Origin of the sequence: Micromonospora sagamiensis, assembly GCF_014680085.1 — a bacterium.
Lineage (GTDB): Bacteria > Actinomycetota > Actinomycetes > Mycobacteriales > Micromonosporaceae > Micromonospora > Micromonospora inyonensis.
On the sequence record NZ_AP023438.1, the window covers coordinates 5,688,114 to 5,703,416 of the forward strand.

Consider the following 15,303-nt stretch of genomic DNA (forward strand, 5'->3'; position numbering starts at 1 on the left):
CCCGATGGCGAACGAAGCCAAGCTCCGTGAGTACCTCAAGCGCGTCACCGCTGACCTCCACGAGACCAGCGAACGCCTGAAGGCGGTCGACGCCAAGAACCACGAGCCCATCGCGATCGTCGGGATGAGCTGCCGCTACCCGGGCGGGGTCCGCTCGCCCGAGCAGTTGTGGGACCTCGTCGCCACCGCCACCGACGGCGTCACCGGCTTCCCCGTCGACCGGGGTTGGGACACCGACCGGGCGTACGACCCGACGGGGGAGCGGCGGGGCAGCACCTACGCCCGCGAAGGAGGGTTCCTGCACGACGCCGGGAACTTCGACCCGGACCTGTTCAAGATCTCCCCGTACGAGGCCCTGGCCATGGACCCGCAGCAGCGGCTCATGCTGGAGGCGTCCTGGGAGGCCATCGAGGACGCCCGGATCGACCCGCTCTCCCTGCGCGGCAGCCGCGTCGGTGTCTTCGCCGGCATGATGTACCACAACTACGCCGCCGGGCTCGACGAGGTCCCGGACACCCTGGACGCCTTCATCGGCGGTGGCACCGCCAGCAGCGTGCTCTCCGGCCGGGTCGCCTACACGTTCGGCTTCGAGGGGCCGGCGCTCACCGTCGACACGGCCTGTTCGTCGTCGCTGGTGGCGTTGCACCTGGCGGTGCAGTCGCTGCGTTCCGGCGAGTGCACGCTCGCGCTGGCCGGCGGCGTCACCGTGATGACCACGCTGGAAACGTTCATCGACTTCAGTCGGCAGCGCGGTCTCGCCCCGGACGGGCGGTGCAAGTCGTTCGCCGAGGGTGCCGACGGGACCGGCTGGTCCGAGGGCGTCGGCGTGCTCCTCGTGGAACGCCTCTCCGACGCCCGCCGCAACGGCCACCGCGTCCTCGCCGTGGTGCGGGGTACGGCGGTGAACCAGGACGGTGCGTCGAACGGGTTGACCGCGCCGAACGGCCCCTCGCAGCAGCGGGTGATCCGGCAGGCTCTCGCGTCCGGGCGGCTGTCGACGGTGGACGTTGACGTGGTGGAGGCGCACGGTACGGGTACGACGCTGGGTGATCCGATCGAGGCGCAGGCGTTGCTGGCCACGTACGGGCAGGGTCGTGACGGGCGCGAGCCGTTGCTGTTGGGGTCGGTGAAGTCGAATCTCGGTCACACGCAGGCGGCTGCCGGTGTGGCGGGTGTGATCAAGGTGGTGCAGGCGATGCGCCACGGGCTTGTTCCGGCGACTCTGCATGTGGATGTGCCGTCGTCGAAGGTGGACTGGTCGGCGGGTGCGGTGGAGTTGGTGACGCAGGCGCGTTCGTGGCCTGTGGTGGATCGGCCGCGTCGGGCGGCGGTGTCGTCGTTCGGCATTTCCGGCACCAACGCCCACGTGATCGTCGAGCAGGCCGAGGCGGAGGACGAGCTGACGCAGGCCTCGGTCGGCGTGGACCTGCCGGTGGTGCCGTGGTTGGTGTCGGGGCGGTCGGTGGAGGCCCTGGCCGGGCAGGCGGGCCGGTTGGCCGGGTTTGTCCGGGAGTACGCCGAGCTGTCGCCGGTTGATGTGGGTTGGTCGTTGGCCACGTCCCGGGCGGCGTTGGAGCACCGGGCCGTGGTGCTGGGCACGTCCCGCGACGACCTGTCCGCCGGCTTGGCGGCGCTTGCCGAGGGCGGCTCGGCTCCGGGGCTGGTCGCCGGTGAGGTGGTGTCGGGTCGTCGGGCGTTGCTGTTCACGGGTCAGGGTGCGCAGCGGTCGGGGATGGGTCGGGAGTTGTATGACCGGTTCCCGGTGTTCGCGGATGTGTTTGATCGGGTGTGTGCCCTGTTTGAGGGTCGGCTCGCGTATCCGTTGCGGGAGGTGGTGTTCGCCGAGTCGGGTACGGAGCTCGGGGTTCTCCTTGATCAGACGGCGTTTACGCAGGCGGGTCTGTTTGCGGTCGAGGTGGCGCTGTATGAGTTGTTGTCGTCGTGGGGTGTGACGGCGGACTACGTTGCGGGTCATTCGATTGGTGAGGTGACGGCGGCGTATGTGTCGGGGGTGTTGTCGCTGGAGGATGCGTGTGCTCTGGTGGCGGCGCGAGGCTCTCTGATGCAGGCGTTGCCGGCTGGTGGGGGGATGTTGGCGGTCGGTGCGCCCGAGGTTGAGGTGCGTGAGCTGGCCGGTGACGGTGTCGACTTGGCGGCGGTGAACGCTCCCAGGGCTGTGGTGCTGTCCGGCCCGGTTGCCGAGCTGGATCGGGTGGCCGGCCTGTGCGCCGAGCGGGGTTGGCGGGCCAAACGACTGTCGGTGAGTCATGCGTTCCATTCGCGGTTGATGGAGCCGATGCTCGACGAGTTCCGCGCTGCCATCGCGGGCCTCAACTGGTCTGCGCCTCGGGTGCCGGTGGTGTCGAACGTGACCGGTCGGGTCGCGGATGCGTCCGAGATCGCAAGCCCGGACTACTGGGTGCGGCATGTGCGGGAGGCGGTGCGGTTCGGCGACGGGGTCGCCACGCTGCACGGGTTGGGTGTGACCACGCTGTTGGAGGTGGGGCCGGATGCGACGTTGACGGCGATGGCCGCCGACACGCCGACCGACCGGACGGTGCATCTGGTTCCTGCCCTGCGGCGGGACCAGTCGGAGACGACCGCGTTGGTCACCGCGTTGGCCCGGTTGCACGTGACCGGTACGCGCGTCGACTGGACGGGCTGGTTCACCCAGACCGGCGGGCAGCCGCACACCGTCGACCTGCCCACCTACGCCTTCCACCACCGGCGGTACTGGCTCAACGCCCGTACCCGGGCCCACGGTGTCGAGGGCCGCGTCACTTCCCCCGGTGACGAGGCGTTCTGGCAGGTCATCGAGAACCAGGACGCCGAGACGCTCGCCGCCACCCTCGCCGTCGACCCCGACGCCCCGCTCGGTGCCGTACTCCCCGCCCTCTCCGCATGGCGACGCCGCCAGGAGACGGAGTCGACCCTCGACTCGTGGCGGTACCGGGTCACCTGGCAGCCGCTGCCCGACAGCACCCGCCGCGAGACCGGGGACCTCCTCCTCGTCGTGCCCGCCGAGCCCGACGGCACCGCCGGGGAGTGGACGACCGCACTCACCGCCCCCGGCGTACGGGTACTGCCGGTGGCCGCCGGAAGCGACCGAGCGCGTCTCGCGCAGGATCTGACCGAGGCGTACGCCGAGGGACAGCCCGGGACCGTCCTGTCCCTGCTCGGCCTCGCCTCCGGTACGCATCCCGACTCCGCCTCCGTGCCGGCCGGTCTCGCCGCCACGGTCACCCTCGCCCAGGCCCTCGGTGACGCCGGGATCGCCGCCCGTCTCTGGATCGCCACCCGGGGCGCGGTCTCCGTCGACCCCCGCGACGCCCTCGTCGACCCCGACCAGGCGATGCTCTGGGGCTTCGGTGGCGTGCTGCGCGCCGAGCACCCCCACCGTTGGGGTGGCCTCGTCGACCTGCCCGAGACGGTGGACGCACGCGGCGTACGGCTGCTGCGCCGGCTGCTCGGCGGTGAGCGCGCCGAGGACCAGCTCGCCCTCCGCGCCACCGGCGCGTACGCCCGACGGCTGGTCCACGCCAGTCAGCCGGTCGGCCCCGGCCGTAGCTGGACCCCACGTGGCACAGCGCTCGTCACCGGCGGTACGGGTGCGCTGGGCGGCCACGTCGCCCGCGCTCTCGCGGCGGCGGGCGTCGACCACCTGCTGCTCGTCAGCCGGCGCGGCCCCGACGCCCCCGGTGCCGGAGCCCTGGCCGAGGAGCTGACCGGACTCGGCACCAGGGTCACCGTCGCGGCCTGCGACGTGGCCGACCGGGACGCGTTGCGCGACCTGCTCTCCACCATCCCTACCGACCTACCGCTCACCACCGTCGTGCACACCGCGGCGGCGCTCGACGACACCCTGGTCGACGCCCTCACCGTCGCGCAGATGACAACCGCCCTGCGGGCCAAGGTCGACGCTGCCCGCAATCTCGACGAGCTGACCCGTGACCACGAACTGTCGGCGTTCGTCCTGTTCTCCTCCCTGGCCGGGACCATGGGCGGACCCGGGCAGGCCAACTACGCCCCCGGAAACGCCTGGCTCGACGCCCTGGCCCGACGCCGCCGGGCCGAGGGACTGCCGGCCACCTCCGTCGCCTGGGGCCTGTGGGCCGACGGCGGGGTCAGCGCCGGCGACTTCGAACGCCGGATGGCCCGCAACGGCATCGCGGCGATGGACCCCGTGACGGCTGTCCGCGCCCTGACCCGGGCACTCGACCACGACGAGACCCACCTGGTTGTCGCCGACGTCGACTGGAACCGGGTGTCCGCCAGCGTCGTCGGTGGCCGACCCGATCCGCTGATCCGGGACCTGCTGACCGCACCCCAGGTGACCGACGCCGCTACCGCCGACCGGGCCGGCGGCGGCAGCGTCCTGCGGCACCGCCTCGCCGGGCTCTCCGAGGCCGAGCAACTCGACGCTCTGCACGACCTGGTGCGCGCCGAGGTCGCGGCGGTGCTGGGCCACGGCAGCGCCGACCAGGTGCCGGCCGGGCGCGCGTTCCGGGACCTCGGCTTCACCTCCCTCACCGCCGTCGAACTGCGTAACCGGCTCGACGCCGCCACCGGGCTCACGCTGCCCGCGACCCTCGCCTTCGACCACCCGAACCCCACCGCCCTGGCGGCCCACGTCCGTACCGAACTGCTGGGCGAACACGCCCGGCCCGAAACGGGACACCCGGCGGTACGCCCCGTCGACGACGACCCGATCGTCATCGTCGGCATGGGCTGCCGGTTCCCCGCCGGAGCCGGGTCGCCGGAGGAGTTCTGGCGGCTGCTCGCCGACGGTGTCGACGCGATGTCCGACTTCCCCACGAACCGGCACTGGGACCTGGCCGCGCTGTACCACCCCGACCCGGATCACCCCGGAGCGTCGTACGTCACGCAGGGGGCCTTCCTCGACGACGCGGGCGCGTTCGACGCGGACTTCTTCGGCATCTCGCCCCGCGAGGCGGTCGCCATGGACCCGCAGCAGCGGCTGCTGCTGGAGGTGTCCTGGGCAGCGATCGAGGACGCCCGGATCGACCCGAACTCCCTGCGCGGCAGCCGCGTCGGCGTCTTCGCCGGCACGAACGGGCAGGACTTCGACAGTCTCATCCGGCACGGCGGCGAAGACCTCGCCGGCTACGGCGCCACCGGAGCCTCCGCCAGCGTGCTGTCGGGGCGGGTGTCGTACTCGTTCGGGTTCGAGGGGCCGGCGGTCACCGTGGACACGGCGTGTTCGTCGTCGCTGGTGGCGTTGCATCTGGCGGTGCAGTCCCTGCGGTCCGGGGAGTGCGACCTGGCCCTGGCCGGCGGTGTGACCGTGATGTCCACCCCCGGTGCCTTCGTGGAGTTCTCCCGGCAGCGGGGACTCTCCGCCGACGGGCGGTGCCGGTCGTTCGCGGACTCGGCGGACGGCACGGGCTGGGGTGAGGGCGTCGGGGTGCTGTTGGTGCAGCGGCTCTCCGATGCGCGGCGTGACGGTCGTCGGGTCCTGGCGGTGGTGCGGGGCAGTGCCGTGAACCAGGATGGCGCCTCGAATGGGTTGACCGCGCCGAACGGTCCGTCGCAGCAGCGGGTGATCCGGCAGGCTCTCGCGTCCGCGCGGTTGTCGACGGTGGACGTTGACGTGGTGGAGGCGCACGGTACGGGTACGACGCTGGGTGATCCGATCGAGGCGCAGGCGTTGCTGGCCACGTACGGGCAGGATCGGGACGAGCCGTTGTTGCTCGGCTCGGTGAAGTCGAACCTGGGTCATACGCAGGCGGCTGCCGGTGTGGCGGGCATCATCAAGGTGGTGCAGGCGATGCGCCACGGGCTTGTTCCGGCGACGCTGCACGTGGACGCGCCGTCGTCGAAGGTGGACTGGTCGGCGGGTGCGGTGGAGTTGGTGACGCAGGCGCGTCCGTGGCCTGTGGTGGATCGGCCGCGTCGGGCGGCGGTGTCGTCGTTCGGCATCTCCGGCACCAACGCCCACGTGATCATCGAGCAGGCCGAAGTCGAACCGGTGTCGGATCCGGCCGTGGCGTCGGTGGAGGCCGGACCAGCGGCTGACGCGTTGCCGGTGGTGCCGTGGTTGGTGTCGGGGCGGTCGGCGGAGGCCCTGGCCGGGCAGGCGGGCCGGTTGGCCGGGTTTGTCCGGGAGTACGCCGAGCTGTCGCCGGTGGACGTGGGTTGGTCGTTGGCCACCACTCGGGCGGCGTTGGAGCACCGGGCAGTGGTGCTGGGTGGTGGCTGCGATGACCTGGTGACCGGGTTGACTGCTCTGGCTGATGGCGGCTCCGTTCCCGGTCTGGTGACTGGTGAGGTGGTGTCGGGTCGTCGGGCGTTGCTGTTCACGGGTCAGGGTGCGCAGCGGTCGGGGATGGGTCGGGAGTTGTATGACCGGTTCCCGGTGTTCGCGGATGTGTTCGATCGGGTGTGTGCCCTGTTCGAGGGTCGGCTCGTGTATCCGTTGCGGGAGGTGGTGTTCGCCGAGTCGGGTACGGAGCTCGGGGTTCTCCTTGGTCAGACGGCGTTTACGCAGGCGGGTCTGTTCGCGGTCGAGGTGGCGCTGTATGAGTTGTTGTCGTCGTGGGGTGTGACGGCGGACTACGTTGCGGGTCATTCGATTGGTGAGGTGACGGCGGCGTACGTGTCGGGGGTGTTGTCGCTGGAGGATGCGTGTGCTCTGGTGGCGGCGCGGGGTTCGTTGATGCAGGCCCTTCCTGCTGGTGGGGGGATGTTGGCGGTCGGTGCGTCCGAGGTTGAGGTGCGTGAGCTGGCCGGTGACGGTGTCGACTTGGCGGCGGTGAACGGTCCCAGGGCTGTGGTGTTGTCTGGTCCGGTTGCCGAGTTGGATCGGGTGGCGGAGCGTTGCGCCGAGCGGGGTTGGCGGGCCAAGCGGTTGTCGGTGAGTCACGCGTTCCATTCGCGGTTGATGGAGCCGATGCTCGACGAGTTCCGTGCCGCCATCGCGGGCCTCAACTGGTCTGCGCCTCGGGTGCCGGTGGTGTCGAACGTGACCGGTCAGGTGGCGGATCCGTCCGAGATCGCAAGCCCGGAGTACTGGGTGCGGCATGTGCGGGAGGCGGTGCGGTTCGGCGACGGGGTGGCCACGCTGCACGGGTTGGGTGTGGCCACCGTGTTGGAGGTGGGGCCGGATGCGACGTTGACGGCGATGGCCGCGGACACGCCGACCGACCGGACGGTGCATCTGGTTCCCGCGCTGCGGCGGGACCAGTCGGAGACGACCGCGTTGGTCACCGCGTTGGCCCGGTTGCACGTGACCGGCACGCCGGTGGACTGGGCGGGCTGGTTCACCCAGCACGGCCACCAGCCGCGCACCGTCGACCTGCCCACCTACGCCTTCCAGCGCACCTGGTACTGGCCGGAGGTGACGGCTGCCGGAGGCGTGACCTCGCGTCCGGACGGTGACGTCGACGAGCGGTTCTGGGCGGCGGTGGAGCAGGAGGACCTGGCCGGGTTGGGGGAGCAGTTCCAGCTCGACGCGGATCAGCCGTTGAGTGCGTTGCTGCCGAAGCTGGCCCGGTGGCGGCGGGAGGGACGGCAGCGCTCCACCGCCGACTCCTGGCGCTACCGCGTCGAGTGGCGGCCGGCGGCGTCCGTACCCAAGGCGGGTCTGACCGGGACCTGGTTGGTGCTGGCACCGCCGACGCTGGCCGACCACCCTGTGGTCGCGGGCCTGGCCGCGCACGGCGCTGAAGTCGTGACGGTGCTCCTCGACCCGCAGGCCCTGCGCCGCGACGAGGTTGCCGAGCGGCTGCGCACCGCCGTGTCCCACGCGGGCGACCTCACCGGGGTGGTGTCGCTGCTGTCGCTCGCGGGTGCGGGTGTCGGTGCGGCGCTGGCAGTGGTGCAGGCGTTGGGTGACTGCGACCTGGGCGGCCGGGTGTGGTGGGTGACCCGGGGTGCGGTGTCGGTGGGTAGGGCCGACGAGCCTGCGGATCCGGTCGGGGCCGCCGTGTGGGGTCTCGGCCGGGTGGTGGCGTTGGAACAGCCGCGCCGATGGGGCGGCCTGGTGGATCTGCCGCAGGAGATGGACGAGCGGGCTGTCCGCCGGTTCTGCGGGATGGTGACGGCCGGCACCGAGGACCAGCTCGCTCTGCGCTCCTCGGGAGTGTTCGTCCGGCGGTTGGTGCGTGCCTCGGCTGATCCGGCGCGCCGGGCCGTCCGGCTGTCGGGGACGGTGCTGGTCACCGGCGGTACCGGGGCGCTCGGCTCGCGGGTCGCCGAGTGGGCGGTCGGTGCGGGTGCCGGGCACGTGGTGTTGACCAGCCGTCGCGGGGAGCGGGCTCCGGGTGCGGTGGAGTTGGCCGAGCGGTTGCGGGCGTCCGGGGCGCGGGTGACCGTCGCGGCCTGTGACGTGGCCGATCGGGCGCAGGTCGTGACGCTGCTGGCGGGCCTGGCGGAACAGGGCGATTCCGTCCGCGCCGTCGTGCACGCCGCCGGAGCCCCCCAGTTCACCCCCCTCGCTGACGTCAGCCAGGACGAGCTGGCCGAGGTGCTCCGCGCCAAGGTCGACGGGGCGGCCCATCTCGACGAACTGCTGCCCGACGGGCTGGACGCGTTCGTGGTGTTCTCCTCCATCGCGGGCGTGTGGGGTTCGGCGGGCCAGGCCGGGTACGCGGCGGCCAACGCCTTCGTGGACGCGCTCATCGCACGTCGCCGTGACCGGGGTGCCGTCGGCACCGCCGTGGCGTGGGGGCCCTGGGCCGGCGGTGGCATGGCCGTGCAGGGCGAGGCGCAGGAGCAACTGGCCCGGCGTGGTCTGCCGGCGATGGCGCCGGAGCTGGCGGTCACCGCGTTGCAGGGGGCCCTCGACCGGGACGACGTCTCGGTGGTCGTGGCCGACGTGGCCTGGGAGCGGTTCGCCGCGTCCTTCACCGCCCTGCGCCCGAGTCCCCTGCTCGACGAGATCCCCGACGCGCGACCCGCGCAGGCCGACGCCAGTGGAGACACCGGGGACGGCACGCAGCTTGGCCGCCGGCTCGCCGGCATGACACGCAGCGAGCGGGACGCGTACCTGCTCGACCTCGTCCGAGCCCAGGCTGCCGCCGTACTCGGGCACGCGACACCGGACGCCGTACCGGCCGACCGGGCGTTCCAGCGTCAGGGCTTCGACTCGCTCACCGCCGTCGAGCTGCGCAACCGGCTCACCGCCGAGACCGGCCTCATTCTGCCCAGCACTTTGGTCTTCGACCACCCGACGCCGCTGGTCCTGGCAGCTCACCTGGGCGCCGAACTGACCGGTGCGCCAGCTCCGGCGGTGGCCGAGGAGCGGGCCATCGCGGTCGACGACGACCCGATCGTCATCGTCGGCATGGGCTGCCGCCTGCCCGGCGGTGTCGACAACACCGACCAGCTCTGGGAACTGCTCACCACCGGCCGGGACGGCATCTCCGACTTCCCGCTCGACCGGGGCTGGGACAAGTTCCTCGACGGCCAGCTCACCGACACGTCCTTTCCGCGCCAGGGCGGCTTCGTCTACGACGCGGGGGCCTTCGACGCGGAGTTCTTCGGGATCTCGCCCCGTGAGGCGCTGGCCATGGACCCGCAGCAGCGGCTGCTGCTGGAGGTGTCCTGGGAGGCGATCGAGTCGGCCGGCGTGGACCCGTCGCGCCTGAAGGGCGAACGGGTCGGCGTCTTCGCGGGTGCCAGCTTCCAGGGGTACGCCTCGACGGCGATGGGTCGGGACCAGGAGGTCGGCGGTCACCTGCTCACCGGCAACGCGACCAGCGTGCTGTCAGGGCGGGTGTCGTACTCGTTCGGGTTCGAGGGGCCGGCGGTCACCGTCGACACGGCGTGTTCGTCGTCGCTGGTGGCGCTGCATCTGGCGGCGCAGTCCCTGCGGTCGGGGGAGTGCGACCTGGCTCTCGCCGGGGGCGTCACCGTGATGGCCTCGCCGGCCACCTTCGTCGAGTTCTCCCGTCAGGGCGGTCTCGCCCCGGACGGGCGGTGCAAGTCGTTCGCCGAGGGCGCCGACGGGACCGGCTGGTCCGAGGGCGTCGGGGTGCTGTTGGTGCAGCGGCTCTCCGATGCGCGGCGTGACGGTCGTCGGGTCCTGGCGGTGGTGCGGGGCAGTGCCGTGAACCAGGATGGTGCGTCGAACGGGTTGACCGCGCCGAACGGCCCCTCGCAGCAGCGGGTGATCCGGCAGGCTCTCGCCAACGCCCGCCTGGGCGTGGCGGACGTGGACGTGGTCGAAGCCCACGGCACCGGCACCACGCTCGGGGACCCGATCGAGGCGCAGGCGTTGCTGGCCACCTACGGGCAGGGTCGTGACGGGCACGAGCCGCTGTTGTTGGGGTCGATCAAGTCGAACATCGGCCACTCGCAGGCCGCCGCCGGTGTCGCGGGCATCATCAAGGTGGTGCTGGCGATGCGGCACGGTGTGGTGCCGGCGACTCTGCACGTGGACGTGCCGTCGTCGAAGGTGGACTGGTCGACCGGTGCGGTGGAGTTGGTGACGCAGGCGCGTTCGTGGCCTGCGGTGGATCGGCCGCGTCGGGCGGCGGTGTCGTCGTTCGGCATCTCCGGGACGAACGCGCACGTCATCGTCGAGCAGCCGGAGCCAGAACCGGTGCCGTCCGTGGCGTCGGTCGAGGCCGAGCCGGTGACCACCGGGATGCCACTCGTACCGTGGCTGGTGTCGGGGCGTTCGGTGGAGGCCCTGAACAGGCAGGCCGGCCGCCTCGCCGAGCACCTGCGCCGGGCCCAGGAACAGTCACCGGTCGACGTGGGCTGGTCCCTGGCTACGGCTCGGGCGGCGTTGGAGCACCGCGCGGTGGTGCTCGGGACGGCCGGTGACGACCTGGTGGAGGGTCTGACTGCTCTGGCTGATGGCGGCTCCGTTCCCGGTCTGGTGACTGGTGAGGTGGTGTCGGGTCGTCGGGCGTTGCTGTTCACGGGTCAGGGTGCGCAGCGGTCGGGGATGGGTCGGGAGCTGTACGACCGGTTCCCGGTGTTCGCGGATGTGTTCGATCGGGTGTGTGCCCTCTTTGAGGGGCGGTTGGATCGTTCGTTGCGGGAGGTGGTGTTCGCCGATTCGGGCACCGAGCTTGCGGGCTTGTTGGATCAGACGGTGTTCACGCAGGCGGGTCTGTTCGCGGTCGAGGTGGCGCTGTATGAGTTGTTGTCGTCGTGGGGTGTGACGGCGGACTACGTTGCGGGTCATTCGATTGGTGAGGTGACGGCGGCGTACGTGTCGGGGGTGTTGTCGCTGGAGGATGCGTGTGCTCTGGTGGCGGCGCGAGGCTCTCTGATGCAGGCGTTGCCGGCTGGTGGGGGGATGTTGGCGGTCGGTGCGCCCGAGGTTGAGGTGCGTGAGCTGGCCGGTGACGGTGTCGACTTGGCGGCGGTGAACGGTCCCAGGGCTGTGGTGTTGTCCGGCCCGGTCGCCGAGTTGGATCGGGTGGCCGAGGGTTGCGCCGAGCGGGGTTGGCGGACGCGGCGGTTGTCGGTGAGTCATGCGTTTCATTCGCGGTTGATGGAGCCGATGCTCGACGAGTTCCGTGCCGCCATCGCGGGCCTCAACTGGTCTGCGCCTCGGGTGCCGGTGGTGTCGAACGTGACCGGTCAGGTGGCGGATCCGTCCGAGATCGCAAGCCCGGAGTACTGGGTGCGGCATGTGCGGGAGGCGGTGCGGTTCGGCGACGGGGTGGCCACGCTGCACGGGTTGGGTGTGGCCACCGTGTTGGAGGTGGGGCCGGATGCGACGTTGACGGCGATGGCCGCCGACACAACGACCGACCGGACGGTGCATCTGGTTCCGGTACTGCGGCGGGACCAGCCCGAGGCGAGCAGCCTCGTGACCGCTCTGGCCCGGCTGCAGGTGACCGGCACGCCGGTGGACTGGGCGGGCTGGTTCACCCAGCACGGCCACCAGCCGCGCACCGTCGATCTGCCCACCTACGCCTTCCAACGACAGCGGTACTGGCTGTACGACACCCCGCTGGCCGCCGCCCCTGCCGCAGCCCCCGCGTCGGAGACCGACGAGCGGTTCTGGGCGGCGGTGGAGCAGGAGGACCTGGCCGGGCTGGGGGAGCAGTTCCAGCTCGACGCGGATCAGCCGTTGAGTGCGTTGCTGCCGAAGCTGGCCCGGTGGCGGCGGGAGGGACGGCAGCGTTCCACCGCCGACTCCTGGCGCTACCGGGTCGACTGGACTGCCGTACCGGATGCCGAGCCGGCGCTGTCCGGCACGTGGCTGCTGCTGGTGCCGTACCTCGGCTTGGACGCCGCAGTGCTCGCGGCCGTGACCGACGGTCTGACCGAAGCCGGCGGGGAGGTCCGGACGGTGACGCTCGACGGCCCGGCCGACGACCGCGAGCTGGTGGCGAAGGCGCTCCGCGACGTCGGCAAGGTGACCGGAGTCGTGTCGCTGCTGTCGCTCGCCGGTGCGGGTGTCGGTGAGGCGCTGTCGACCGTGCAGGCGTTGGGTGCTGCCGGCGTGGGCGGCCGGGTGTGGTGGTTGACCCGGGGCGCGGTGTCCGTCGGGCGCTCCGATGCCGTGACGGATGCCCTCGGGGCTGCGGTGTGGGGGCTCGGCCGGGTGGCGGCGTTGGAGGAACCGCGCCGGTGGGGTGGCCTGGTGGATCTGCCGGAGACGGTGGACAGCCGGACGGTCCGTCGGTTGGCCGGGGCCCTGGCGGGCGGTGTCGAGGACCAGGTGGCGGTGCGGCCGTCGGGGGTGTTCGTCCGGCGGCTGGTGCGTGCCGCGAATGATCCGGTACGCCGGGCTTTCCGGCTGTCGGGGACGGTGCTGGTCACCGGCGGTACGGGGGCGCTCGGCTCGCGGGTCGCCGAGTGGGCGATCGGTGCCGGGGCCGGTCATGTGGTGCTGACCAGTCGGCAGGGTGAGCGGGCGTCGGGCGCGGTGGAGCTGGCCGAGCGGTTGAGGGCGACGGGGGCTCGGGTGACCGTGGCCGCCTGTGACGTCGCCGACCGGGCGCAGCTGTCGGCGCTGATCGAGGGCCTGGCCGGGCAGGGTGACCCCGTCCGTGCCGTCGTGCACACGGCCGGTGCGGCGCAGTCCGTTCCGCTCGCCGCGATGACCGCCGAGGAGCTGGCCCAGGTGCTGCGGGCCAAGGTCGACGGGGCGGCCCACCTCGACGAGCTGCTGCCCGACGGGCTGGACGCGTTCGTGGTGTTCTCCTCCATCGCGGGCGTGTGGGGTTCGGCGGGGCAGGCCGGCTACGCGGCGGCCAACGCGTACCTCGACGGGCTGGTCGCGCGGCGGCGGGCCGGTGGCCTCGCCGGCACGGCCGTGGCCTGGGGCCCGTGGGCCGGGGCCGGCATGGCCCAGGGCGAACAGCAGGAGCAGTTGGCCCGGCGCGGCCTGCCGGCGATGGCGCCGGAGCTGGCGGTCACCGCGTTGCAGGGTGCCCTCGACCGGGACGACGTCTCGGTGGTCGTCGCCGACGTGGCCTGGGACCGGTTCGCCGCGTCCTTCACCGCGCTGCGTCCCAGCCCGCTGCTCGACGGCATTCCGGAGGCCGGCGTCGCCGGTCAGCCGGAGACGCCGACGGCGGACACCGGGGCACCGCAGGACCTGCGGGACCGGCTCGCCGCCGCAGGCGAGGCCGAGCGGGAGCGCACCCTGCTCGACCTGGTACGCGGCACCGCGGCCACCGTCCTGGGGCACCGCACCCCGGCGGCGATCCGGGCCGGCCGGGGATTCCTGGAACTCGGCTTCGACTCGCTGACCGCCGTCGAGCTGCGCAACCGGCTCACCGCCGAGACCGGTCTGACCCTGCCGACGACCCTGGTCTTCGACCACCCGACGCCGGCGGCGCTCGCCGCGCACCTGTGCGCCGAGCTGGTGCCGCACGGGGCGGCCAGTCCGGTCGTCGCCGAGATCGAGCGGCTCGACCAGCTCCTGCGGGCCGTTCCGGGGGATCGGCGTGACGACGCGGAGATCACCCGCCGGCTGGAGGACCTGGTCGCCCGGTGGCGGGGCGGTGCGTCGCCCACGGCAGCCGCTGAGGCCCCCGCCGGGGAGCCGGTCGACGTGGCCGACGACCTGGCCGGCGCCACGGAGGACGACATCTTCGACATCATCGCGCGGGAGTTCGGCAAGTCGTGACCGCCATCCGCCCTAGGGGTGCGCCGCGCGCATCTAGGGGTGTGCCACCGCCGGACGGGCTCCGTAGGGTCGGAGCCCGTCAGGTGGTCGTCCCCGGTCGGTACGCGGGACGGACGGTGGGGTGCGCGCGGGTACCCGGAGGTACGGGAGGTTCCGTGTGACCCACGTCCGCCAACTGCTCGCGATCAGCGACCTGCACGTCGTGTACGCGGAGAACCGCGCGATCGTCGAGGGCCTGCGCCCCGGCAACGACGAGGACTGGCTGATCGTCGCCGGTGACGTCGGCGAGTTCGTCGCCGACGTCGAGTGGGCGCTCGGTCTGCTCAGTGAGCGGTTCGCCAAGGTGATCTGGGCACCGGGCAACCACGAACTGTGGACGCCCCGGGACGACGCCGTGCAGCTGCGCGGCGAGGCGCGCTACCGGCACCTGGTCGAGCTGTGCCGCCGGCTGGGGGTGGTCACCCCGGAGGATCCGTACCCGGTGTGGGACGCCGACGGCGATCCCGTGCTCATCGCCCCGCTCTTCGTCGGCTACGACTACACGTGGCGGCCCCCGGGGACGTACACCCGGGAGCAGGCGTTGGCGCGGGCCCATGAGACCGGGGTCGTCTGCACCGACGAGATCCTGCTGCACCCGGACCCGTATCCGAGCCGGGACGCCTGGTGCCGGGCGCGGGTGATCCAGACCGAGCGCCGGCTGGACACGGAGCGTGGCGGGCTGCCCACCGTCCTGGTCAACCACTACCCGCTGGTCCGTGAGCCGACCCGCATCCTGCGGTTCCCCGAGTTCGCCCAGTGGTGCGGCACCGACCTGACGGCCGACTGGCACCTGCGCTACGACGCCCGCGTCGCCGTCTACGGTCACCTGCACATCCCGCGCACCACCTGGTACGACGGGGTGCGGTTCGAGGAGGTGTCGGTCGGCTACCCGCGGGAGTGGCGTCGCCGCGCCACCCCTCCCGGCCGGCTGCGGTCCCTCCTGCCGGCCCCCGCCGGACACCTCGCCTGACCGCCTGCGCCGGGCCGGCGGCAGGGCCGTTCCGACCGCCTCAGGCTGCTGTTATCCGGCCTGCCCGAGGGCCCGCCGACCACAGCTGAATGAGGGGTCCGTAGGGGTTGGGCGGCAGTTCACCGCTCAGTACCGTCCACTCACGGTAGCGGTCGGATGCCGGCATTCCCACGGTCGGAGGGGGCGGTGGCGTGCGGGTGGTCAGCGGTGAGGAACAGACCTTGAAGCG

The 15,303-nt window shown here is 72.4% G+C and carries 1 protein-coding gene and 1 pseudogene; both read left to right on the forward strand.

Going from position 1 to position 15,303, the window contains the following annotated elements; genetic code table 11:
* Positions 1–4: 4 nt before the first annotated feature.
* Positions 5–14,065: pseudogene (locus IGA62_RS25055) on the forward strand (type I polyketide synthase); the annotation flags it as partial.
* A gap of 157 nt (positions 14,066–14,222) precedes the next feature.
* The gene (locus tag IGA62_RS25060) at positions 14,223–15,074 is read left to right on the forward strand and encodes a metallophosphoesterase family protein (RefSeq protein ID WP_145818583.1); all 852 of its coding nucleotides are present in this window, start codon (positions 14,223–14,225) and stop codon (positions 15,072–15,074) included.
* Positions 15,075–15,303: the final 229 nt, after the last annotated feature.